This window comes from Paenibacillus sp. Marseille-P2973, assembly GCF_018101095.1.
GTDB lineage: Bacteria > Bacillota > Bacilli > Paenibacillales > Paenibacillaceae > Fontibacillus > Fontibacillus vini.
The window spans coordinates 48,471-70,246 of sequence record NZ_JAGQEH010000001.1; the positions used below are offsets into that span (position 1 = coordinate 48,471).

The following is a 21,776-nucleotide window of genomic DNA, read 5'->3' on the forward strand; positions in this document are numbered from 1 at the left end:
TCCTAATAAATAGATTGGATATTATTGTGCTTGCTTCCGCGGAACGACGGAAATCCGGTAAGCCGGAACATTCAGCCCTTTCTCGACGGCATCGACAATCAATGCTTTGACGGTCTTGTTTTCGGCGCCCCTGGCAACAATCAGCACCCCTCGGACCTTAGGTTTAATCTTCTTTGTTACGATGGGCTGTTCATTCCCGGAGGCGTCGTAAGTGACGATTTGGCCATCGCGGGAGTACTGAGTGACATTTCGTTTCCCACCGTCCGCGTCAGTCTCCTCCGTCATTTCCTGGGTATCTTTCATATTGCGCTGGACGATGATCTCTTCCGTGGAATCGATCGTGACCATCACATCGACTGCGCCGACGCCAACGATCTTTTCCAATATCTCTTTCGTTTTGCTTTCCAAGGAAAGTTCAATTTTTGAGAAGGAGCTGTCATCCGGACTGCCCCCGGCAAAGGTTGAATCCGGCATTTCCTGCATAACCGGAGGCTCTCTCCCCTCCCCGCCGGGCTCCACCCGTTTCACATTGACAAAAGAATTGAACAGCATGATCGCCAGCCCTATCAGGCCTACGATCAGCAGCAAACGAAAAGTCTGGCTCCGTTTTTTACCATCAGCGCCTTTGCCGATCCATTGCTCCAGTTTCTTAAGCCATCCCGGCATCAGCCTCACCCCCTTTACGTTATTTCCCGTTTCCGCTCTTTACGGTAACGAATTCCGGGGATATTCCCCATTCCCGATACAGCAGCTCTTCGACCTTCCCTTCCAGGATGGACTGGAGTTGCCGCTGCTCGAGCTGATCTTCACGGTTCGATGATATGGCGTTTTCCGTTTCGGCCATTGCCTCGCTGGCCTGAATATCATCGCTTTCTGTCACTGGATCCAAATTCTTGCTGTCACTTGGATTGACGGACCCCTCGGAACCACCGTCAATATCCACTTTCACTTTCTCAACGGGCTGTATCTCGATTTTTCGGCTTTCAACGGCTTCGGCCTGCTCCGATCCTTCCGAGACCTCTCTCATGACGACTTCCACTTGCTTAATAGAAGGCCCGGTCCCTTCCGTTTTTGTGTCAGCATCCTTCTTTGAAGCAGCCTTCTCTTCCGTCAAAGTAACCGTCACCCGTTCCACCGGCTGTCCCGTTGTCCGCTCTATCTGTTCCTTCATTTGCCTCGCAGCCTCTTCGCCCGCCCACTGCAGGGCTTCCGCTTCTTGTTGCTTTCTAAGCTGCTCTCCCTGTAGAAGGATTGCTTCTGTGCTGTTTGCAGTATTCCCGCCGTCCTGGTCGTTCCAGCTGCCCGCAAATGCGGTTTCAATCTTCTGCTTCGCGTCGGAGGAGAAGATTCGCAGGACCGGAGACAGCAGGGTCAACAAGATCAGCAAGCTGACCACAAATTTTACATACCGTTCCATCGCGCGGTTCGGTAACAGCAAATCGATAAACACTGCAATCAAAACTACGATTATAATTTCTTTCAGCCATTCCGCTAGAAAGTCCACTCCACATTCACATCCTCGCCCGAACTTTTCCGGGTCATCTCATCATCACCGTGACATTGCCGGCCGTAAGCATGATCGTAATCGCCAGAAAAAACATCATTCCCACCGCCGCCAGCGCCGCAAACACGTAAAGCATGCTTTTTCCTATCGTCTCGAGGCAGGTTACGATCGGCGATCCTCCCAGCGGCTGCATAACGGCGGCCGATAGATTGAAAATTAGCGCCAGCGTCAGGATTTTGATCGCCGGGAAGGCGCAGAGGAATAGCAGGATGATCACTCCGACAAGCCCGATGGAGTTCTTGACAAGAAGGGAAGCTGAGATAACGGTATCCGTTGCATCCGCAAATACTTTACCTACCACCGGAACAAAATTGCCGGTAAGATACTTAGCTGTTCTCAGTGTGACGCCATCGGCTACAGAACCCGTAATGCCCTTGACCGAGATCACTCCCAGAAACACCGTCAGCAATATGCCGAGCAATGCCATCGCTATGGTCCGCAGCATGTTGGCGAGCTGAGTCAGCTTATATTTGTCGGACAAGGAGCTCACGATGTGAAGCACAGCAGAGAAGAACAACATCGGAAACACGACGGAGTGAACTACCGTGCCGACGGTATGCACCATGAAGACGACAAGCGGATGTGTTACCGACACGGTCACCACATTTCCCATGGAAGCCAGCAGTGTGAACAATAGAGGGACCATCGCCATCATAAAGTCGATCATGCCGGTAATCGCACCGGTAGCGTACTTTATCGCTACATTAAAGCTGTTTATGGCCAAAACAAGAATGACCATGTAGCAGATCGAATAGGCTATCTTGCTGACCTGATTGCGTTCGAAAGCGGATTGGAGCGTTTCGAGAATCATGCTGAATACGGAGAGGAGGACGATCGTCACGAGAATGTGTCCGTTATACAGCACCTCCTGCCACATGTAGCGCAGCAACCCCGTCAATCCCGACTGCACCGAAAAACCTTGATCCTGAGAAAAGAGCATATCCATAAAGGAAGGCATGTTCCCGTCCGGGAAGAACCCGCCGTAATCTTTCATCAAACTCTGCCAGTACGTCTCCACCTGATCGGTGGGAAGTTCCTCCGCCTGGCGCTGCATCCAATCCCCGGCCGGACCTTCAGCCATCGCCCGGACGGGCGTCCAGAGAAGCAGAAAGCCGAAGATAATCAGGAACATTGTTTTTAGCCGCCATTCGGAATCCTTCGTTTTCATTCTTGTCCCACCTTCGCTTAAGCCGGCAGCAGTTTGATGACTGTCTCGATAATGATGCTAATAATCGGAATGGCCAAAACCATAATTAACACTTTGCCTGCCAGCTCGATTTTGGAGGCGATGCTTTCCTGTCCGGCGTCTCTCACGATTTGCGCTCCGAATTCTGCGATATAGGCAATACCGATGATTTTTAGAATTGTCTTCAGGTAAATCATCTGTACTCCTGAAGATTCCGCGAGATGTTCCAGCACTTCAATAATTCCGCCAATCTTGCCGATCAGGTACATGAATATATAAATGCCGGTGCATGCGGCGATCAAGAAAGCGAACAACGGCTTTTGTTCTTTAATGACCAGGATCAGCACCGTCGCTACGAGTCCAAGTCCTACGATCTGAATCATTTCCACGGTTTATATCACCTACTGGAACAGGAAGATCGATTTTATTTCCTGAAACAGGCTGTCGAGCAGCCGGATGACCATAAACAGTACGACCACGAAACCGATCAGTGTCACCCAATGGGCCATGTCTTCCTTGCCCATCTGCTTCAGTACGGTGTGAATCATGGCGATAATGATTCCGATGCCCGCGATTTGAAAAATGGCGTTCACTTCTATGTTCATTGATTTGGCACCTCGCTATCATATTCACAGGCGATAACAGGAGTAGGGAGGGTTGAGGATTTAGTAGAACAAAATGACGATGAACGCTCCGCACAGCAGCCCCAGGCTTTTGAACATTTTTTCATAGCGGTTTTGCTCTTCCCGTGCCGCAGCTTCCTCGCTTTCCAGTTGACGGACCGCAGTCGCGATGTGACCGAGCTGGTCCTTCCGGTCGCTTGTTCCCAAGGTGAAGCTCAGTTGGTTCAGCACATCCTTCTCCGCCGCTTTCATTGCCGTATACTTCCAGTTGCTCTCAATGGCGGCCTGAAGACTGTCCTGCGCCGTCCGGTTGAACGGCGGATTCATGTCGGTGGAAGCCCCGGTGAAGATCGACTTGATCGGATCGCCGCTCTGTTCCCCGATGCGCTGGAGCGCGTCAGGCAGAGGCGTAAAGCCGTACATGATCTCCGTCTGAAGACGCCGGAGCGCCAGAATCAGCTTGCGGATCTGGGTAGGCCGGTTCGCATACTGCCGGGCCTGAATCCAGCCGGAGAGCGTGGCTGCCGTTATGACTAGGACAGCTCCCAGAATTTTAAGCATGATCTTCCCTGCCCTTCCATTCCGGATCCTGCACCCTTCTCCTCTTTCCGTCCCAAAGGCGGAAAGCCATTCCACGCTCACTTCGCCTCACCACGGCGTACATCTGGAAGAAAGAGGCCTCGAACAGTTTCGACAGGGCGGGGCGGGAAGCCAGATCCTCGATGCTTGAGCCATGCGCCGTGGCGATGACCCGAACTCCGGCGTGAAGCGCTTCGGCCAACGCTTCCGCATCTTCCGGCCGTCCCACCTCGTCCACAATCAGTACGTCCGGCGACATAGAACGGATCATCATCATGATGCCTTCCGCTTTCGGACAGCCATCCATGACATCCGTCCTCGGTCCGACATCGAAGCTCGGCACTCCCCGCTTGCTTCCCGCAATTTCGGAGCGCTCGTCGATGACCGCAACCTTGAGGCCGGGCCACTTCGCTTCGGAGTGTCCCCAGGTTCCGCTGCTGATTTGGCGTGCCAAATCTCGGATCAGGGTCGTTTTTCCGTGCTGGGGAGGGGATAGAATCAAGGTGTGAAATACACTGTGTTGTTTAAAATCCAGAAGATGCGGCATCATGGGATCGGCGATCCCTCGGATTTCCCGCGCTATCCGGATATTGAATCCGCTAATATCCCGGAGGTGCTCCACCTTGCCCCCGCTTAAGACAGTCCTGCCAGCCAGTCCGATCCGATGCCCGCCCGCGATGGTGATAAAGCCCTTGCGCAGCTCTTCTTCCATCGTGTAGAGCGAATGATTCGTAATCAGATCCAGCAGCCGGTTTCCGTCCTGCTTCCCCGGAATGAAAGCGGCGCCGGGCTCACGGGTCATTCCTCCCTCTGGAGTCACAAAATAGTAACGTCCGCCGGCGTTCACTTCAAGCGGGCGCCCCTCCCGGATTCGAACCTCCTCCAGACCTGCGTACAGACTGGGCGGAAGCTTGGCCAGCAGGACGCGGAGATTGTCGGGAAATACGGTTAGCCAGCTTTGGTCCATAGGCGTACCCCCAAACCTTCTTTCTCGTAAATCGAAATGTGTAATCATTCTCTGGGTTATACATCATATTTATGCTTGTACTTCATGTTTATGACGGTAAATCTATCATTTCTTCAAAATGCCGATTAAGAGACACGCGACGCCGCAGCCGATCCATATCATTTTCCCCCAGGAGAGCTTATCCGCCATGCCGGCCAGCCCGATCGAGGTCGTAATAATCAAAACGCTAGGACCGACAAAAGCCAGTGCGGAGTTTACCGCAAGCGCTTTGTCGACACGCCCCAATTTCAGCATGAGCAGTGCGGCCAATATTTCGATGGTCCCCGAGAATATTCGGAGCGAAGCCATGCCGGTTACGAATTTATCAAGCATAATAACCTCCTTCTTGTCCCTATGTGCTCTTATATCGATATGCCCAAGCCCACCATTTTATTTCTATTAGTATGCAGCGCTCCTGCCAGAATCCAAGAAAAGAGAGTCTAAACAAAAAAAGCTGTCCCTTGAAGCGGAATACCGCTTAAAGGAACAGCTCTACTCTAGTTATTAAATTGAAGAAAAACTCCGATAATTACCGGCGGTCCTGTGGGCCGCCCACAAATACTTGGCTTTCCGTATCGAGACCATAGGCAGTATGAAGCGCCTTAACGACTTCATGCAGTTTGTTTCCTTCAATGACGCAGGACACTTTGATTTCCGAGGTGCTGACCATTTTAATGTTTACACCCTCTTTGGAAATGACGTCGAACATTTGAGCGGCCACGCCAGGGTGGCTTACCATGCCGGCGCCGACGATCGACACTTTTACCAGATTGTCTTCGGAAGTCACTTCCTGGAACGGCAGCTCTCCGCGAATACCGCTCAATACGTTCAGCGCCTTCTCACGGTCGGACAGTGCCACAGTGAAGCTGAAATCCGCTTTTCCGTCCGTAACGCCGCTCTGTACGATAATATCGACGTCGATTTTAGCTTCGGCAAGAGATCCGAATACTTTGGCTAGTACGCCAGGTACGTGGGACACGCCGAGAATGCTGATCCGGGCTACATTTTTATCGTAAGCAATACCGCTGACAACTACACCTTGTTCCATATTGACTTCCTCCTTGACTACTGTACCTTCATTATGGTTAAAGCTGGAGCGAACGATGAGGCAAACCTGATTATGCTTGGCATACTCCACCGCACGGGGATGGAGGACCGCCGCCCCCAGGTTAGCCAGTTCAAGCATTTCATCATAAGAAATTTCATCCAGCTTGCGAGCATTCTTAACAATTCTGGGATCTGTGGAATAAATACCGTCGACGTCCGTATAAATCTCGCAGAAATCTGCATTTGTCGCCGCCGCAAGGGCTACGGCCGTCGTATCGGAGCCGCCGCGGCCGAAGGTGGTGATCTCTCCGTCTTCCGTCATGCCCTGAAAACCGGCCACGACCACAATGTTGCCTTCTTCCAGCGCACGAATGACGCGTTCTGGCCGGATATCCGTAATCCGGGCTTTCCCATGTTCTGATTCTGTGCGGAATCCCGCCTGCCAGCCTGTAAACGACATAGCTTTCTTGCCAAGCTGATGAATCGCAATCGACAGCAGCGCGATCGAGATTTGCTCGCCCGTCGTCATCAGCATATCCATTTCCCTCAAAGGAGGCTCATTATTCAGCAGTTTTGCCTGGTCGATCAGGTCGTCCGTGGTGTCTCCCATAGCGGAGACGACTACGATCACCTGATGTCCTTCCTCTTGTTTAGCCACGACGCGTTTGGCGACGCGCTGCATCCGCTCCGTATCCCCAACAGAGCTTCCTCCGAATTTCATTACATATAAAGCCAAATCGGACCCTCCCTAATATGCTCATCCTATCCTGCAAGCTTAACCTGCGGGTTTCTTTGCATTTTTCTATCGTAACGCTTTAACCCAGTATAATACGAAAGCCCGGAAAGAAGTCAATGCTTTTGATGACAATACAATAAAACTTCGGAATATAGAAAAAATTCCCCCACCCGAAAAGGATGGAGGACGGCGCCGGAACATAAGTCCTGTATAATTCCGGCAGACCTGCCGAACTTACGGCTATGCGCGGGAAATATATTTTCCTTCGCGGGTATCGATCAGCAGCACATCGTCTTCATTAATGAAGAGCGGCACCTGAACGTTAAGTCCAGTTTCAACCTTGGCGTTCTTGGTAGCCCCTGTTGCGGTATTGCCTTTAATCCCCGGCTCGGTTTCCACGACGCGCAGCTCAACGCTGTTCGGCAAGTTGATACCGAGAATCTCGCCTTGGTAGCTGACGATCTTCACGTTCATGTTTTCCTTCAAGAAGTTCAGTTCCCATTTCAGTTGTTCTTCCGACAACGTGAACTGGTCATAGGTTTCGTTATCCATGAATGCATGGTCTTGACCACTGGCATACAGATACTGTACGTCACGGTTCTCAATCAACGCACGCCCGATCGTTTCGCCTGCACGGAACGTTTTCTCTACTGTGTTGCCGTTACGGAGATTTTTCAATTTGGAGCGAACGAAAGCCGCACCCTTACCTGGTTTAACATGCTGGAAATCGAGAACTGTAAAAATATCGCCGTCTACCTCAACGGTTAAGCCTGTTTTAAAGTCGTTTACTGAAATCACTAAAAGAACCTCCTCAAGTGGGTTAAACTATTTATTATTAATTTAAAATTACCCATTCCTCAGTATTGCATGACATTCCTAGCCTAAAACGATAAAATCCTTGGTCGACTCCGTCAAACGCCGTACTCCGGTCTCGGTAATAACGACATCGTCTTCAATCCGAACGCCGCCGAAGCCAGGAATGTAAATACCGGGCTCCACCGTTACAACCATCCCCGGCTGCAATACCGTATCGCTCAGTTTCGACACCCGCGGATTCTCGTGCACTTCCATCCCAAGACCATGGCCTGTACTATGTCCGAACTGGTCGCCATACCCGTAACGAGTAATTATATCGCGAGCCAGTGCGTCCCCTTCCCGGCCTGTCATGCCTGGACGAAGAAATTCCAACGTGTGAAGCTGTGCTTCGAGAACAATGTCATAAATTTCACGATGCTTCGCGGAGGGTTCACCGATGAACACGGTACGCGTAATATCCGAACAATATCCGTTCATCAACGCGCCGAAATCCAGCGTCACGAATTCGTTCTTTTGAATGACTTTGCCGCTCGCCACCCCATGCGGCATGGCCGAACGTTCTCCTGAAGCGACGATTGTATCAAAGGAAGGGCCTGATGCGCCATTCTTGCGCATAAAGGTCTCAAGCTCGAGCGCCATGTCCCATTCCGTAACACCCGGTTTAAGCTGTTCGAGCATATGCAGATAGGTCCGGTCGGCTAAATCTGCCGCCGCTTTCATCAAAGACAACTCGCCTTCGTCCTTGAATTGACGCAAGCCTTCCACAAGTCCCGTCACGGGTACCAGCTCGCAAGGCTGCAGCTCGCGCTCGTATGCGCGATAAGTGGAGAATACCACAATATCTTCCTCAAAACCAAGCCGTTTGATGCCTTCTGCGGCAAGAAGCTGCTTAAGACTATCCGTTACGGAAGCACCGTGCTCCACGATTTCAAACCCGGCAGCCTGTTCGGCAGCTTGAGTCATATAACGGAAATCCGTCAACAGAAAAGCTTTATGCATCGTGATCAAAACATATCCTGATGAACCGGTAAAGCCCGTCAAATAGCGGCGGTTCACATCACCGGTAATCCAGACGGCTTCGATGTTCTGAAGCTTCATCGCTTCGCGAAGCCCGATAACACGTGTGCTCGCCATAATTAACTCTCCTTCATGTTCGACTTACAAGCGGTCGCACCGGGCATTCATCCCTGCCGTTGATCCAGATGACGCAGGATCGCCTTCAAGCCCATATCATATCCGAAAGAGCCAAACCCGGCGATCTGGCCCACCGCGATCGGAGCGATCACGGAATGATGCCGGAACTGCTCACGGGCATGGATATTGGACAAATGAATCTCGACGGTCGGGATACCTACCGAGGTAAGAGCGTCCCGAAGCGCATAGCTGTAATGGGTTAATGCTCCAGGGTTGATCAGGATTCCGTCGCAATTCCCGTACGCCGCATGAATCCGGTCGATCAACGCTCCTTCGTGATTCGACTGGTAGAACGAAAGCTCTATTCCATCTTCCTCCGCAAGCTTTTTCAGCCTGTTTTCGATATCGCCCAAGCTTTCGGAGCCATAAATTCCGGGCTCACGAATCCCGAGAAAATTCAGATTCGGTCCGTTCAGCACTAGGATGCGAAACATCCTGCTCACCCTTCCTGTTCAAAGATACTTCAAAAGAGCTGAAAACCCGGATATTTTGAACACGCACTGTAAAAATAACCAAAAGTTATTTTATCATAGGTTAGCGGATGTTGAGAAGCTTTTTTGTCCCTATTGAAGTGCACCCTTGGCCTTCCGGGCTCCCTTCGGTTCGCGGGCTCTCTCGTTCGTATACTCTTCGGCCGCCGTATAACCGATGAATAATCCCCATAACAGAAACAGGCAAAATTCACTGAATACCGTATTAAATGACAACTCCCGGATCGGGGAGGTCATTTTCAGCATCGGGCCAAGCAGCAGAAAAATGACAGCCCACCATACGATTCCGTAAATCATGCCGGGGAGAGGACCCTTCAGCTTCCTGAAGGCTAATGTATAAATCAGCGTTGCGATGACGGAGAACAAAACAAAAAACAGCCATCCGACATAGTAACCCCGCTGAGTCTGCAAAAATTGATGCTTAAAAAACGGTTCCACCAGATATCCAGGCAGCACAGTCGTGAATTTCAGGTAGTAAAACAGGCCTTGGACAGCCCCCCAAATAAGCCCCGCAAAAATACCGATTTGCAGAGAGAAACGCAACAAGTTTGTACCCTTTTTTCGCTTATTCCGTTGCCGATTCATTTCAATCTTCCCTTCCTTGAAATTCCGATCACATTGCCGATTAGTATGCGCAAATTGAAAAAGACTAAACAAACTAGAATTTGCCCCCAAAGTTCGTTACAATGGATACAGAACTATCTCTATTACTACTCTAGGAAGGTGAATTAGTTGCCTGAGCAATCCACACCAACGATTTATGGCGGCCAAGCCGTTATGGAAGGCGTCATGTTCGGCGGAAAACACGTCAATGTCACTGCAGTTCGCCGCAAAAACGGAGAGATCACCTTCTTGGAAGTGCCCAAGAGTGATAAGAACTGGGTGAAGAAGCTTCGCAAAATTCCGCTAGTCCGAGGTCTGGTCAGCATTATAGACTCCAGCGCCAAAGGCTCAAAGCATTTAAACTATTCGGCCGAAGCCTTGGCGGATGATGAGACCGAACCGGAAGAACGGGCTAAGCAGAAGGAAAAAGAGGAATCCGGCTTTTCTCTTTCCATGATTGTAGGCGTAGCGGTCGTAGGCGTATTATCCTTCGTAGTCGGAAAGCTGATCTTTACGCTTGTCCCGGCACTTCTGGAGCAATTCCTCTTCCAGCATGCATTCAGTAATCAGACCCTGCATACGCTAATTGAAGGAGTTATCAAAATAATTCTTCTACTGACTTACCTTTGGATTATTTCACAAACGCCGATGATTAAACGGTTGTTTCAATATCACGGCGCGGAGCATAAAGTCATCAGCGCATATGAGGCTGGCGAGGAACTGACTCCGGCCAATGTTCAGAAATACAGCCGCCTGCATTACCGCTGCGGCAGCAGCTTCATTATTTTGACGGTCATTGTCGGTATCATCATTTACTCTTTGCCCATCTTCAGTTGGGACAATGTATGGGAACGGATGTACATCCGGGTATTGCTTCTTCCCGTAGTCATCGGAGTGTCCTTTGAACTGCTTCGCTTTACGAATTCGGTTCGCGACATCCCTGTACTTCGTTACCTCGGATATCCCGGCCTATGGCTTCAGCTTCTGACGACCAAAGAACCAAGCGATGACCAGGTCGAAGTGTCGATCGCTTCCTTCAACCGGATGCGTGAGATTGATGCCGGTATGGAGCAGACTTCGGCAACGGAAACAACAGTCGGTCGTTCTTCCTTGGATCCCGTGAAAGGATGATGCACGCATGAAAAAACAGGCCATTCTATTCTGGATCGTAATCGCACTTGCCGTATTCAACATTTTAGATGGACTGTTTGGCAAAAGGTCTTTGAATCTGGGGAGTGTGCTGGTCCCGCTTGTTCTTGTGGCCATTGTCTTCCTGCTCTATAAATATCCTCCGCGAAAATACAAAAAGACGGCTCCGAAGATCAAGCCGTCAGCCCGTACGATGGCCAAGGTCGCTGCCGAACGCCGTCCGGCAACCGGAGGTAAACGCAAAACCTATCCTTTCCAGGTGATAGAAGGCCAGAAGGGAAAGAATGACGACGATCTTCCGAAATACCACTAAATCAATTTAGCCTGCTGATACTTTATGAACTGTTCTTCGTAATACTGGGCATTCCAGTCCCCGAAGAACCGGTTTCCGGACCTCAGTCCGGATTCATAAAGCAGCAGGCTTTCTTCTTTTCCGATATCGAATTGCGTAGTAGAAATGCCAAGCGTCGGTATTTTTACGGTCCGATATCGGTTGGATTGCTCAATATACCGTTCATCGTGGGCGGACAGCATCGTTTCAACCAGCGCTTGAAGCATGGAGAACGGGCCCCGAATGACATGCGGCTGGTTCGTATTTTTGCCTACCATTTGAAAACCCACGGTCGGAATCAATTTCTCCTCGTTAGGCGACTGGTTGCGGTCAAACAGCCATAAAGGGAAATTGCTGAGAAGACCTCCGTCAACGATATGAAGGAACTGGTCGCTGAACTTCTTTCCTTTAGCCATTTTCGCCGGCAAACGCAGCAATACGGGATCGAAAAAGTAAGGAATACTGCAGCTCATCCGAACCGCTTTGGCCACTTCAAAAGTTTCGGGACGCAGACCGATCTTCGGTAAATCATCCGGGAGCACCAGAATTCTGCCTCCGGTAATATCTGAAGCGATGATCTTTAGCTTGCCCCTCTCCAAATCACCGAACGTTCGAATCCCTTTTGCAAGGAGATTTTGACGTACCCAATCTTCCAAAGCCTCGCCGGAATACAACCCCTTTTTTAACAATACCCGAAATGCCGGGCCAATAATTGCCGTATTAAATATAGGAGATCTCTTCAGAAAACTGGTAAACGAAGTTTCCATAATAATGGTCTTCATCTCTTCAGCGTTATATCCGGCAGCGATGAGAGAAGCCACGATGGAGCCCGATGACGTTCCCGCTACCTGATGAAAGCGAGCTCCATGGCATTCCGCAGCCCGCACGGCTCCGGCCAGTGAGATCCCTTTCACTCCTCCGCCCTCGAACACTCCGTTCATGAGCATAAAAAAACCCCCATCCCACACACAAGTCTAATGCTTATGTATGATGACGGAGGTTGTCAGTATGCTAATTATCGTTGATATGAGCTCAATTTGCAGAGTAGTAGGATTGCAACAGCGGAATAAGTCCCAGCGGATTTCTTCTCAAGTCTTTTGCGCTAAAGAAGATGCTGCCCGAAATTTCCGGGATAGTGCGGTTATATTCAAGCTGATTGATAATTTCTTGTGCATTGCCCCACCCGATTTCCGGAGTGGCCAGCTTATACGGAGCATGGCCGATATAGAGCTTGACGCCCGTACCTCTTACCTCGCCCGCCCACCAGTCGGCAAGAATGTCATAGCGAACTTCTTTACGCGTCAGACTCCAGTAGAGTTGCGGAGTTACGTAATCGATCCATCCGTTCCGAATCCATGTGCGGACATCGGCATAGGTGCTATCGTAGGCCGATATGCTGGCCTTCGTGTCCGAGCCGGTCACATCGCTCGCTTTGTTGCGCCACACGCCAAATGGACTGATTCCGTAGGAAATGGACGGATCGGCCTGACGCACGCTATGCCCGAGATCCCGGACAAACTCATTGATATTGTCGCGCCGCCAATCGCCCTTGTTGGATATCTTGTTGGCATTATAGCTCTTATAGGTGGTATCATCATTAAACTTCGAGGAGGACGTCTCCCCGGTCGGGTAAAAATAATCGTCCAAATGGACCCCATCGATATCATAGCCTTTTACCACTTCCATGATAGCGTCGATGACATGCTCCCGTGCAGCGGGAATTCCCGGATTGATGTACAGCTTGCCTCCGAATTTAACGATCCAGTCCGGATGCTGCTTCGCTACATGGTTTGCCGGCAATTTGCTGGCATCGCTGCCCGTGCTGGCCCGGAACGGATTGAACCAGGCGTGAAATTCCATGCCCCGCCGGTGAGTTTCCTCAATCAGGAACTGCAGCGGATCGTAACCCGGATCCTTGCCCGCAGTGCCGGTCAGGAATGTGCTCCATGGAACCAGCTTGGACGGGTAGATGGCATCCCCGGAAGGACGAACCTGGACGAATACGGCATTCATCCCCATTCCCTGTAAATCATCCAGTAGTTTAATATATTCGGCCTTTTGGGTTTCCTCTTTTCCGTAAGTGGCTTTGCTAGGCCAATCCAGATTGGAGACGGTCGAAATCCAAGCCCCCCGTAGTTCATCGTTAGTGGTCGGTGGTACCGGTTCGACTGGATTCGCAGGTTCCGTTGGCGGTTCTGTTACCGGCGGTTCAACGATTACCGCATCCGAGGATGTTAGGGAAATCGTCTTCGTCTTTTGATTCCAATCGACTACCAGACCGAGCTGTTCGCTTACGAAACGTAAGGGTGCCATGGTCCGGCCGGCTTTATTCTCCACAGACACTTCAAGCGGAACGGAGTTCCCGTTGACCTGTGCCTTCTTCTGGCCAATTCCGAGCACCAGAAGATTCCCGTCCTTGCGGATTGTGGCCGATTTGGAAGCCGGAGACCATTCCGCCTGGGCCCCCAGGCCTTCGCTGATTACTCGAAGCGGGACCATCGTAACGTTCTCGGCCGCCTTGATGTAAGGAGCGGAATCGCTCGGAAGCAGCACGCCGTCCAGATAGATTTGAATATCGCCGGCGGTGGCAGCTGCAGCGTTGTTCCGGGTTCCCGCAACCGGCCAGATCAGCATCAGAATTAGCAGGGGAATCATCCAAGTACGTAAAAATTTCATCAGTAACCTCCAAATGATGTGATAGACATAATGACTCTACTATCTGTAAACGCTCCCCGTACCGGAAGAGTTGCGCAAAACTTCAATTTTTCAACAACAATTAAAAAAACACCTGTCACTGGCCGACAGATGCTTTCTCTGATTCACGTATTTTACTAGAAAAGATTATTTCAAGATTCGCCCAGCAGCTCCTGTTGTACTTTCCGCAAATCCTGGGTCCGTGAATCTTCCCGCTTGAAATATTCGACGAGGCCTGCGATGCATGTGATGGAATCCCAGCTTAAATGGTGCTCGATCCCTTCCACGTCCTTATATATGTTCTCATGATCGACGCCGATCATCTCCAAAAATTCTTCGAGCAGTTCATGACGGTCAACGAGCCGTTTTCCGACTTTCTTCCCTTTATTGGTCAGAACCAATCCCCGATATTTCTCATAAATCAAATATTCATCTTTATCCAGTTTCTGAATCATCTTGGTGACGGATGAAGGATGAACCTCCAACCCTTCCGCAATGTCGGAAACCCGGGCATATCCCTTTTCGTCGATCAATTTGTAGATACGCTCCAAATAATCCTCCATACTGGGCGTTGGCATCTGGTATAACCTCTTTTCCATGAGTTCACGCGGACCTGCCACATAGGAATCCCGCTACTTGTATAATGATACATGTTATGCTTGTCTGTTGGCAAGTCCGTAACCCCTGCAAGCGGGAGTCCGCCCGGAGAATTAAAACTTCAACCAGTCCGGAGTCAACTGCTGAAGCCAGATTGTAATCTTCGCCATCCGGTTCGTAAATAAGAGCACGCCCATCAGGAGCATCAAAGCGCCTCCTATTTTCATCATCAAGCCGGAGTATCGGAGAATCCATTTGGTGGAGCCTACAAAAAACGCCAATACAAAGAAAGGTAGAGCAAATCCGATTGTATATGCCGTAATGAGGCCAATCCAAGTTCCCGGCTCGCTGACAGCGAGCGCGATAATGGCGGCCAGGATCGGACCGACACACGGCGACCAGCCGGCCGAAAAGCCGATCCCGAAAATAAAGGAGCCTATGTATCCCGTCGGCTTAAATTTTAAATTCATTTTCCGCTCACGCATCAAAAAACGCGGCTGAAAAATCCCAAGCAAAAACAATCCCATCAGGATAATCAGAATCGCGGAAAGCTGGCGAATCAATGCCCGGTTATTGTTGAAAAATTCGCCAAACAGGCCTGCACCGAAACCGAGGGTGTAAAAAACGGCGGAGAACCCCAGAATAAAGGCCAACGTATGAGTCATCGTCCGAAAACGGACCTCACGCTTGTTTTGCTCGGTCTTCAGCGTTTGTACCGACATGCCCGTAATATAAGATAAATAGGATGGGTATAAAGGCAGGCAGCACGGCGAAATAAAGGAGGCAATCCCCGCACCGAAAGCGACCCAAATATTGATGTCAGCCATAACGACCTCCTGGCAATCTTCTCGTGATTATTGTGTCAGGCGGAAAACCCCTTTTTCCCGATCAGCGTCAAAATGAGCATCGCGATGAGCAGCAGCACAATGGTGGCTCCGGGGGCCAAATTCCAAATCCCCGCCGTCATAAGGCCGGCAACGACGGCAATTTCCGCTATGACAACGGAAAAAATGACCGAGGTTTTGAAGCTCCTGGCGATCAGCAAGCTGCAGGCGGCCGGAATAGTCAGCAGTGCGGAAACTAACAGCGCCCCGACTATCTTGATCGCCGTACTGACAACCAGCGCGGTCATCACGGTGATCAACAGATTAAGCAGTTTCACCGGCAAACCGCTGACCGATGCCGCATCCTCCTCGAACGTAAGCAGGAACATTTCTTTGAAAAAGACCGAAATGATTGCCACGACAACGATAGTAACCGCTCCAACCACGTACAAATCTGTCGTATCCAAGGTATAGATGCTGCCGAACAGGTAACTGACCACATCGTTATTGTAACCCATCCCCAGCGTAAAGAACAGCGAAGCCAGCGCTACTCCTCCCGCCATAATGACGGCGATGGACAGCTCGGCGTAACCTTTATAAGCTTTCCTCAATTTTTCGATCGCAAATGATGCCACGACGGCAAACACGAGCCCTACTCCAATGGGATACACCTCGATGAGAAATCCTAGCGCTACCCCGGCGATCGTCACGTGAGCCAGCGTATCTCCAATCATGGACAGACGCCGCAAAACGAGAAAAATGCCGATCAAGGGAGCCGTAAGCCCGATGAGCAGCCCGCCTGTCAGCGCTCTTTGAAAAAAATCAGCTGTTAAAATTTCCAAGTGTCACATCTCCTATCACTTCAAAAAAAGTGCACATCAACATCATTTACTGGCCAGAGGGACCTGCGCATCCTCCAAAAGGGAGTGCTGCAAGCCCGGAATCTCACAGCTCTGATCATGCGAGTGGCGCACATAAAACTTGATGCCTCCGCAGCGGTCGCGGGGTTCTTTTCCGAGATAACCTTCAATCATTTCAATATCATGGGACACCATCAAGAAGGTCATTTGGTGATGGGCATGCATATGGAATATGAGTTCAAAAAAATCGGCCTGGGTTTGAGCATCGATGCCTACTGTCGGTTCGTCGAGGATCAGCAAATCCGGCTGGTTGATCAGCGCCCGGGCCAAGAATACCCGCTGCTGCTGACCTCCTGACAACTGGCCGATCCGTTTGCCGGCGATATCGACAATGCGCATGACCTCCATCGCTTCTTCGCATTTCTGCTGGTCTGCTTTGCCGACCCGTCTAAACAGCTTCTTGTTGCTGTACAGACCAGACATGACCACTTCCCGGACGGTAGCCGGGAATAGTGGATTAAATGCATTCTTCTGAGGTACATAACCGATTCGATCCCAGTCCCGGAATTTCCGGATCGGTTCCCCGAACAACCGGATTTCCCCCTGAGTGGGGCGGAGCAGGCCAACCATCATCTTCAGCAATGTTGTTTTGCCGGCTCCATTGGAGCCGATAACCCCCATAAAGTCGCGTTCCTTGATGACCAGATTGAGATCGGTAATGACCTGCTGATCCTTGTAGGCGAACGAAACCCCGTCCAGCTCGATGATGTTATCATGGCAGTATGCCGCCGGAGCGGCAGTCTCTGATTTCATTAGTCCTCGTCCTTCCGGTTCTTAAAATTCCTCTCTTTATTGTAGAGCGAGAATCAGATTTTGCAAATTGTTCTCCATCAGCGTGAAATAATTGTCTCCCGCCTTCTGCTGTTCCTTGGTCAAGCCTTCCACCGGATTCAGTACCAGAGTCTCGACTCCGGCTTCACCCGCCAAAGTTTTCGCAAGTTTATCGGAGACCAGCTCTTCAAAAAAGATATATTTGATATCTTCTTCCTTCACCATCTTGGACAGGGCCACCAGATCCTGCGCTCTTGGCTCGGCTTCAGGCGACAATCCCATAATAGCGTGCTGCGTAAGCCCGTAATCCCGGCATAAATAACCGAACGCTTGGTGGGATACTACGATTTCCTTCTTAGCCGTCTTTGACAGTTCTTCGGTGAATTTGGCATCCAGAGCGTCAAGCTTTTGACTTAGCTCCGTATAGCGTGCTTCATAGTTTTCCTTGTGAGCCGGATCTACTTCAATATAGCTGTTTTTGATATTCTCAGCGATAATTTTGGCGGATTTCGGACTGACCCAGGTATGCGGATCGATGTGATGAGCCGGCACATCACCTGCTTGAGAAGAATCGGCACCGTCTCCGCCTGCTTCTTCGTCGTGATGTTCTTCGTCTGCACCATGTTCCTCATGTGTCGCCTCAGTCTCAGTACCTTCATCCCCATGCCCGTGATCATGCCCGTCATCCCCTTCGGCATAAATCAGATCGATACCCTGGCTGACCTCCACGGTTTTAACGGCGGCATCCTTGCCCATTCCTTTCAGGAAGTTCGGCGCCCACCCTTCCAATCCGGCACCATTGTACAAGAATAGCTGCGCTTTAGAGGTGTTCAGAATATCCTGGCTGCGCGGCGTCCAGTCATGGGGTTCTACACCCACGGGCAGCAGGTTAATAACATTGGCGTCTTCACCGCCGATCGCCGTAGCAAATTCATATATCGGGTAGAAGCTGGTTACCACGTTCACCTTGCCTTCCACGATTTCGCCGCCCGCGCTTTTCCCGCAGCCCACCATCAACACCAGCACTGCCGCCAGTGGAAAAATAAGTTTCAAGCCTCTCTTTATGTATAAAGCCATCTCTCTCACTCCTCTTAATCGTAATAATTACAAATATGATTATAGGGGCATATTAAATCAGGTGTCAACCCTCTTTTCTTTTCCATAGACTTATCTTGCCACCGTGCACAATAAAAAACCGCCAAGGGTAAGCCCTTGGCGGTAAATCTTCTTTATTTAACAATCGCACCGTTCGGCATCGTGGCCGGTACGGTGGCCAACGTCAATTGATCTCCCTGCGATGCTGCGAGAATCATGCCTTGGGACAGTTCTCCGCGCAGCTTCACCGGTTTGAGGTTGGTCACGCAAATCACTTTGCGGCCGACCAATTCCTCCGGTTTATAGAACTTCGCGATACCGGAGACCACTTGCCGCTGCTCAAAACCGAGATCCAGCTGAAGCTTGAGCAGCTTATCGGCTTTCGGTACCGGCTCGCAAGCCAGCACCTCGGCCACGCGCAACTCAACCTTGGCGAAATCGTCGATCCCGATTTCGGCCTTCAGCTCCGGCTTGGCGGCAGCTTCTGCCTCCGCAGCCCCGCCTGCCGCGGCAGGCTCAGACGTCGGCTGAGCTTCCGCCGCGGCCGAAGCTGCGGCTCCGCCGGACATCGAGTTCGCAATGAACTCGATTTCAACCTCCGCATCGAGCCGCGGGAAGATCGGCTCGCCCTTGCCAACCTTCGTTCCGGCCGGAACGAGGCCAAACGTCTTGGCGCTCTCCCAGCTCGTCAACTCGCCGGGCGCGAGACCCAGTTGCGCCCAGATTTTGGCCGGCGCTTGGGTCAAGAACGGCTGCAGCAGAATCGAGGCAATCCGCAGCGATTCCACGAGATGGGCCATAACAGAGGCCAACTCATCTTTTTTCGCCTCATCCTTCGCCAAAGCCCAAGGCTGCGTTTCGTCGATATATTTATTGGTCCGTCCGATAAACGCGCCAATGGCGGAAAGCGCTACGGAGAACTCCAGATTCTCCATCACTTCCTCCACCTTGGCTACCGTCTCTTGCGCAAGCTTCGAAAGATCGGCATCGAACGACGTCACGTTAGGCCGATAAGCCGGAACCTCACCGTCAAAATACTTGCCGACCATAGCGACCGTACGATTGAGCAGGTTGCCCAGATCGTTGGCAAGATCGGAATTCACCCGTTGAACGAAGCTCTCCGGCGTAAACGAACCGTCCGAACCGAACGGCACTTCGCGTAGCAGATAATACCGCGTCGAGTCCAGTCCGTAGCGGTCGATCAGCACGGACGGATCCATAACATTGCCTTTGGATTTGGACATTTTGCCGCCCTTCATCAGAAGCCAGCCATGGCCGAACACCTTTTTCGGCAATGGCAGATCCAGCGCCATCAGCATGATCGGCCAGTAAATCGTGTGGAAACGTACGATTTCTTTGCCCACCAAATGCACGTCCGCCGGCCAATAGCGGTTGAACAATTCATCATGATCCGTTCCGTAACCCAGGGCTGTAATGTAATTGGATAATGCATCGATCCACACGTACACCACATGCTTCGGATCGCCCTTGACCTTCACGCCCCAGTCGAACGTAGTCCGCGAAACGGCCAAATCCTCAAGACCCGGCTTGATGAAATTGTTGATCATTTCATTTTTACGGGATTCCGGCTGGATAAAGCCTGGATTCTCTTCATAGTACTTCAGCAATCGATCCACATAGTTGCTCATCCGGAAGAAGTAGCTCTCTTCCTTCACCAGTTCAACCGGACGTCCACAATCGGGACAGTTGCCGTCAATCAGTTGACGCTCCGTAAAAAAGGACTCACAAGGCGTACAATACCAGCCTTCGTATTCCCCCTTGTAGATGTCACCCTTTTTAAGCAGCCGGTCAAAAATCTCCTCAACCACTACCTTGTGGCGCGGTTCGGTAGTACGAATGAAATCGTCGTTGGAAATATCTAGTTTTTTCCAAAGATCCTTAATACCCGCCACGATATCATCGACAAACTTCTGCGGCGTTTTTCCGGCTTCTTCAGCTTTCCGTTCAATCTTTTGGCCGTGCTCATCCGTACCAGTCAAGTAGCGGACATCATATCCTCGAAGCCGTTTGTAACGAGCGATGGCATCCCCGGCAACCGTAGTATAGGCGTGCCCGATATGCAGCTTGTCACTGGGATAATAAATCGGGGTTGTGATGTAAAATGTCTTTTTGTCTGACATTATCTTCATCTCCTTTTTAGAGGTTGTTCAAAAAGTCGACTTTTGATCACGAAGTGAATCAGGGGCGACTTTTTGAACACACTTTTTAAAACAAAAAACTCCCGTCCCATTCATGGGACGAGAGAGTTCTCACGTGTTACCACCCAAATTCCCCGCCGCTTTGCAGCGAACGGGCTCAGCCGGTCAGTTACTGACCCTCCTTTAACGCCGGATGCCGCGCCGCCCCCTTATCGTCAATGTTCCTATAGAACAAGACGGCTCGAAGGCAGATTCTCCCGGACCATCTTCCAAGACCGTTCCAGACCGGTTTGCAGCTACCCCGGCTCTCTGTTGCTGGACCTGATGCCTTGTACTTATCCGTTCATCGAATTGAATGTTATGCTCTAATATTAAGAAAAGACAATATCTCTGTCAAGCCGCCATATACAGCACTGCTATCACCGGCTTATTTCTCCATCCCGAATCTATCTCGTGACCGGCTCCTGAAAAGAACCAGGTCATGATTATTGTCGATCATCGAGGTCCGGAACCGGTTCCCCTTTTTGTCTTTTCGGCGGTACCGGATCAAGCCCTCCCGGATGAAAGGGATGGCATTTTGAGATTCTGACCGCAGCCAGCCAGGAACCCTTCAGCGGTCCATGAACCTCGATCGCCTCTAGAGCATAAGCGGAACAAGTCGGATAGAAACGGCAGGTCGGCGGCTTCAGCGGAGAAATGAATTTTCGGTAGAAGCGAATCGGCCCCTGAAATGTCTTGCGTGCAAGGCCCATCTTACTTCCCTCCGCTTTGCTGGACGACCTTCTCTTGCTCCCCGGCCCCGTCCTTCCTGCAATCCTTACAATAGCCGAAAACTTCAAATTTATGCTTCACCACTTGGAACTCGTCCGGCGCATCCGTGAGCGGCATCGGACAAAAGTGGATCGGGTATGTTTTTTGACACTGCAAGCAGATTAAATGATGATGATGATGTCCTTCGCTGCTGCAGCTTGCCCGGAACTTAAGACCGTCTTCAAAAACGATCTGTTCAATAGCTCCAAGCTCCTCCATCACTCTCAGATTACGGTACACCGTATCAAAACTGAGCCCGCTGTACTGCTTGCACATATATTCATATACGTCCTTCGGCGTCAAATAACCGTCCCGCTCGGCAAACAGTTTAGCAAGACTTCTGCGCTGATCGGTAATCCGCAAGCCCTGGGCGGACATCACGGCTATGATTTCCTCTGTCGACAGCATGCGACATTCCTCCCGTCATAAGCCTTCCATGAATCTCTTCTAAAGGTAGTTCAAAAAGTCATCTATTCAAGATGAACACATCTTTAATAATGAACCAAAATGATCTCTCCGTCAATGAACCGGAGAGCAAGCCGGAAAGCGTCCCCGATAAGTAAACAAACCCAGTTCGTGTT

The 21,776-nt window shown here is 50.8% G+C and carries 25 protein-coding genes; 2 read left to right on the forward strand and 23 right to left on the reverse strand.

Annotation, left to right across the window (positions count from 1 at the left end; all coding sequences use genetic code 11):
* Window positions 1–21: 21 nt before the first annotated feature.
* From spoIIIAG to KB559_RS00330, 13 genes are all read right to left on the reverse strand, one after another.
* Window positions 22–666 carry a stage III sporulation protein AG gene (gene spoIIIAG / locus KB559_RS00270; RefSeq protein WP_211019598.1) on the reverse strand — a complete coding sequence of 215 codons (645 nt, stop codon included), beginning with the start codon at window positions 664–666 and terminating at the stop codon, window positions 22–24.
* Window positions 667–685: 19 nt separating this feature from the next.
* Window positions 686–1,504 carry a stage III sporulation protein AF gene (gene spoIIIAF, locus KB559_RS00275; protein WP_211019599.1) on the reverse strand — a complete coding sequence of 273 codons (819 nt, stop codon included), beginning with the start codon at window positions 1,502–1,504 and terminating at the stop codon, window positions 686–688.
* Between the two features lie 34 nt (window positions 1,505–1,538).
* Window positions 1,539–2,732, reverse strand: a complete 1,194-nt coding sequence (gene spoIIIAE, locus KB559_RS00280; protein ID WP_211019600.1) for a stage III sporulation protein AE — start codon at window positions 2,730–2,732, stop codon at window positions 1,539–1,541.
* 17 nt (window positions 2,733–2,749) lie between these two features.
* Entirely contained in the window at window positions 2,750–3,139 is a 390-nt protein-coding gene (gene spoIIIAD, locus KB559_RS00285; RefSeq protein WP_211019601.1) for a stage III sporulation protein AD, read from the reverse strand.
* 12 nt (window positions 3,140–3,151) lie between these two features.
* Entirely contained in the window at window positions 3,152–3,355 is a 204-nt protein-coding gene (gene spoIIIAC / locus KB559_RS00290; protein WP_009225775.1) for a stage III sporulation protein AC, read from the reverse strand.
* Between the two features lie 60 nt (window positions 3,356–3,415).
* A complete protein-coding gene (gene spoIIIAB / locus KB559_RS00295) occupies window positions 3,416–3,934 on the reverse strand; it encodes a stage III sporulation protein SpoIIIAB (RefSeq protein ID WP_211019602.1) in 519 nt (172 codons plus the stop codon).
* Window positions 3,927–4,919, reverse strand: coding sequence for a stage III sporulation protein AA (gene spoIIIAA, locus KB559_RS00300; RefSeq protein ID WP_211019603.1), 993 nt, complete (start codon window positions 4,917–4,919; stop codon window positions 3,927–3,929). Before spoIIIAA ends, spoIIIAB begins: the two co-directional genes overlap by 8 nt.
* 105 nt (window positions 4,920–5,024) lie before the next feature.
* Window positions 5,025–5,291 (reverse strand): YqhV family protein, encoded by a 267-nt coding sequence (locus KB559_RS00305; RefSeq protein WP_211019604.1) that lies wholly within the window; start codon window positions 5,289–5,291, stop codon window positions 5,025–5,027.
* A 196-nt stretch (window positions 5,292–5,487) separates the two neighbouring features.
* A complete protein-coding gene (locus tag KB559_RS00310; protein ID WP_211019605.1) occupies window positions 5,488–6,741 on the reverse strand; it encodes an aspartate kinase in 1,254 nt (417 codons plus the stop codon).
* 240 nt (window positions 6,742–6,981) lie between these two features.
* Window positions 6,982–7,539, reverse strand: coding sequence for an elongation factor P (efp, locus tag KB559_RS00315; RefSeq protein WP_211019606.1), 558 nt, complete (start codon window positions 7,537–7,539; stop codon window positions 6,982–6,984).
* 78 nt (window positions 7,540–7,617) lie between these two features.
* Window positions 7,618–8,691: a M24 family metallopeptidase gene (locus KB559_RS00320; protein WP_211019607.1), complete on the reverse strand. Its 1,074-nt coding sequence runs from the start codon at window positions 8,689–8,691 to the stop codon at window positions 7,618–7,620.
* A gap of 47 nt (window positions 8,692–8,738) precedes the next feature.
* Window positions 8,739–9,185 (reverse strand): type II 3-dehydroquinate dehydratase, encoded by a 447-nt coding sequence (aroQ, locus tag KB559_RS00325; RefSeq protein ID WP_211019608.1) that lies wholly within the window; start codon window positions 9,183–9,185, stop codon window positions 8,739–8,741.
* A 129-nt stretch (window positions 9,186–9,314) separates the two neighbouring features.
* Window positions 9,315–9,827, reverse strand: a complete 513-nt coding sequence (locus KB559_RS00330) for a YqhR family membrane protein (RefSeq protein WP_211019609.1) — start codon at window positions 9,825–9,827, stop codon at window positions 9,315–9,317.
* Between the two features lie 147 nt (window positions 9,828–9,974).
* On the opposite strand from KB559_RS00330, the gene KB559_RS00335 reads away from it, so the two are divergent.
* Together KB559_RS00335 and KB559_RS00340 are read left to right on the forward strand one after the other, a co-directional pair.
* Window positions 9,975–10,976, forward strand: coding sequence for a DUF1385 domain-containing protein (locus KB559_RS00335; RefSeq protein ID WP_247681486.1), 1,002 nt, complete (start codon window positions 9,975–9,977; stop codon window positions 10,974–10,976).
* A 7-nt stretch (window positions 10,977–10,983) separates the two neighbouring features.
* On the forward strand, window positions 10,984–11,307 hold the full coding sequence (locus KB559_RS00340; protein WP_211019610.1) for a hypothetical protein: 324 nt from the start codon (window positions 10,984–10,986) through the stop codon (window positions 11,305–11,307).
* Here the strand turns inward: KB559_RS00340 and KB559_RS00345 are convergent.
* The 10 genes from KB559_RS00345 to KB559_RS00390 all read right to left on the reverse strand — a co-directional run bounded on the left by KB559_RS00345 (window position 11,304) and on the right by KB559_RS00390 (window position 21,603).
* Complete coding sequence (locus KB559_RS00345) at window positions 11,304–12,272, reverse strand: patatin-like phospholipase family protein (protein WP_211019611.1); 969 nt, start codon at window positions 12,270–12,272, stop codon at window positions 11,304–11,306. The genes KB559_RS00340 and KB559_RS00345 overlap by 4 nt on opposite strands.
* 85 nt (window positions 12,273–12,357) lie before the next feature.
* Window positions 12,358–14,001, reverse strand: coding sequence for a family 10 glycosylhydrolase (locus KB559_RS00350; RefSeq protein WP_211019612.1), 1,644 nt, complete (start codon window positions 13,999–14,001; stop codon window positions 12,358–12,360).
* A gap of 170 nt (window positions 14,002–14,171) precedes the next feature.
* Window positions 14,172–14,597 carry a transcriptional regulator MntR gene (gene mntR / locus KB559_RS00355; RefSeq protein ID WP_211019613.1) on the reverse strand — a complete coding sequence of 142 codons (426 nt, stop codon included), beginning with the start codon at window positions 14,595–14,597 and terminating at the stop codon, window positions 14,172–14,174.
* 132 nt (window positions 14,598–14,729) lie between these two features.
* The gene (locus KB559_RS00360; RefSeq protein ID WP_211019614.1) at window positions 14,730–15,443 is read right to left on the reverse strand and encodes a cytochrome c biogenesis CcdA family protein; all 714 of its coding nucleotides are present in this window, start codon (window positions 15,441–15,443) and stop codon (window positions 14,730–14,732) included.
* A 35-nt stretch (window positions 15,444–15,478) separates the two neighbouring features.
* The gene (locus KB559_RS00365; RefSeq protein ID WP_211019615.1) at window positions 15,479–16,282 is read right to left on the reverse strand and encodes a metal ABC transporter permease; all 804 of its coding nucleotides are present in this window, start codon (window positions 16,280–16,282) and stop codon (window positions 15,479–15,481) included.
* A gap of 42 nt (window positions 16,283–16,324) precedes the next feature.
* Window positions 16,325–17,113 (reverse strand): metal ABC transporter ATP-binding protein, encoded by a 789-nt coding sequence (locus KB559_RS00370; RefSeq protein WP_211019616.1) that lies wholly within the window; start codon window positions 17,111–17,113, stop codon window positions 16,325–16,327.
* A gap of 36 nt (window positions 17,114–17,149) precedes the next feature.
* On the reverse strand, window positions 17,150–18,208 hold the full coding sequence (locus tag KB559_RS00375) for a metal ABC transporter solute-binding protein, Zn/Mn family (RefSeq protein WP_211019617.1): 1,059 nt from the start codon (window positions 18,206–18,208) through the stop codon (window positions 17,150–17,152).
* Between the two features lie 152 nt (window positions 18,209–18,360).
* Window positions 18,361–20,367 (reverse strand): methionine--tRNA ligase, encoded by a 2,007-nt coding sequence (gene metG / locus KB559_RS00380; protein WP_211019618.1) that lies wholly within the window; start codon window positions 20,365–20,367, stop codon window positions 18,361–18,363.
* Window positions 20,368–20,870: 503 nt separating this feature from the next.
* Complete coding sequence (gene yidD, locus KB559_RS00385; RefSeq protein WP_211019619.1) at window positions 20,871–21,137, reverse strand: membrane protein insertion efficiency factor YidD; 267 nt, start codon at window positions 21,135–21,137, stop codon at window positions 20,871–20,873.
* Between the two features lies 1 nt (window position 21,138).
* Window positions 21,139–21,603: a Fur family transcriptional regulator gene (locus KB559_RS00390; protein WP_211019620.1), complete on the reverse strand. Its 465-nt coding sequence runs from the start codon at window positions 21,601–21,603 to the stop codon at window positions 21,139–21,141.
* Window positions 21,604–21,776: the final 173 nt, after the last annotated feature.

Excerpts from the sequence above, each read along its gene's own strand:
- KB559_RS00375 (WP_211019617.1), bottom strand. The coding sequence starts at position 18,208 with ATGGCTTTATACATAAAGAGAGGCTTGAAACTTATTTTTCCACTGGCG.
- spoIIIAG (WP_211019598.1), bottom strand. The coding sequence starts at position 666 with ATGCCGGGATGGCTTAAGAAACTGGAGCAATGGATCGGCAAAGGCGCT.
- spoIIIAC (WP_009225775.1), bottom strand. The coding sequence starts at position 3,355 with ATGAACATAGAAGTGAACGCCATTTTTCAAATCGCGGGCATCGGAATC.
- spoIIIAA (WP_211019603.1), bottom strand. The coding sequence starts at position 4,919 with ATGGACCAAAGCTGGCTAACCGTATTTCCCGACAATCTCCGCGTCCTG.
- KB559_RS00330 (WP_211019609.1), bottom strand. The coding sequence starts at position 9,827 with ATGAATCGGCAACGGAATAAGCGAAAAAAGGGTACAAACTTGTTGCGT.
- aroQ (WP_211019608.1), bottom strand. The coding sequence starts at position 9,185 with ATGTTTCGCATCCTAGTGCTGAACGGACCGAATCTGAATTTTCTCGGG.
- yidD (WP_211019619.1), bottom strand. The coding sequence starts at position 21,137 with ATGGGCCTTGCACGCAAGACATTTCAGGGGCCGATTCGCTTCTACCGA.
- mntR (WP_211019613.1), bottom strand. The coding sequence starts at position 14,597 with ATGCCAACGCCCAGTATGGAGGATTATTTGGAGCGTATCTACAAATTG.
- KB559_RS00390 (WP_211019620.1), bottom strand. The coding sequence starts at position 21,603 with ATGCTGTCGACAGAGGAAATCATAGCCGTGATGTCCGCCCAGGGCTTG.
- KB559_RS00320 (WP_211019607.1), bottom strand. The coding sequence starts at position 8,691 with ATGGCGAGCACACGTGTTATCGGGCTTCGCGAAGCGATGAAGCTTCAG.
- metG (WP_211019618.1), bottom strand. The coding sequence starts at position 20,367 with ATGTCAGACAAAAAGACATTTTACATCACAACCCCGATTTATTATCCC.
- KB559_RS00370 (WP_211019616.1), bottom strand. The coding sequence starts at position 17,113 with ATGAAATCAGAGACTGCCGCTCCGGCGGCATACTGCCATGATAACATC.
- KB559_RS00360 (WP_211019614.1), bottom strand. The coding sequence starts at position 15,443 with ATGGCTGACATCAATATTTGGGTCGCTTTCGGTGCGGGGATTGCCTCC.
- KB559_RS00350 (WP_211019612.1), bottom strand. The coding sequence starts at position 14,001 with ATGAAATTTTTACGTACTTGGATGATTCCCCTGCTAATTCTGATGCTG.
- KB559_RS00305 (WP_211019604.1), bottom strand. The coding sequence starts at position 5,291 with ATGCTTGATAAATTCGTAACCGGCATGGCTTCGCTCCGAATATTCTCG.
- KB559_RS00340 (WP_211019610.1), top strand. The coding sequence starts at position 10,984 with ATGAAAAAACAGGCCATTCTATTCTGGATCGTAATCGCACTTGCCGTA.
- KB559_RS00345 (WP_211019611.1), bottom strand. The coding sequence starts at position 12,272 with ATGCTCATGAACGGAGTGTTCGAGGGCGGAGGAGTGAAAGGGATCTCA.
- spoIIIAE (WP_211019600.1), bottom strand. The coding sequence starts at position 2,732 with ATGAAAACGAAGGATTCCGAATGGCGGCTAAAAACAATGTTCCTGATT.
- spoIIIAB (WP_211019602.1), bottom strand. The coding sequence starts at position 3,934 with ATGCTTAAAATTCTGGGAGCTGTCCTAGTCATAACGGCAGCCACGCTC.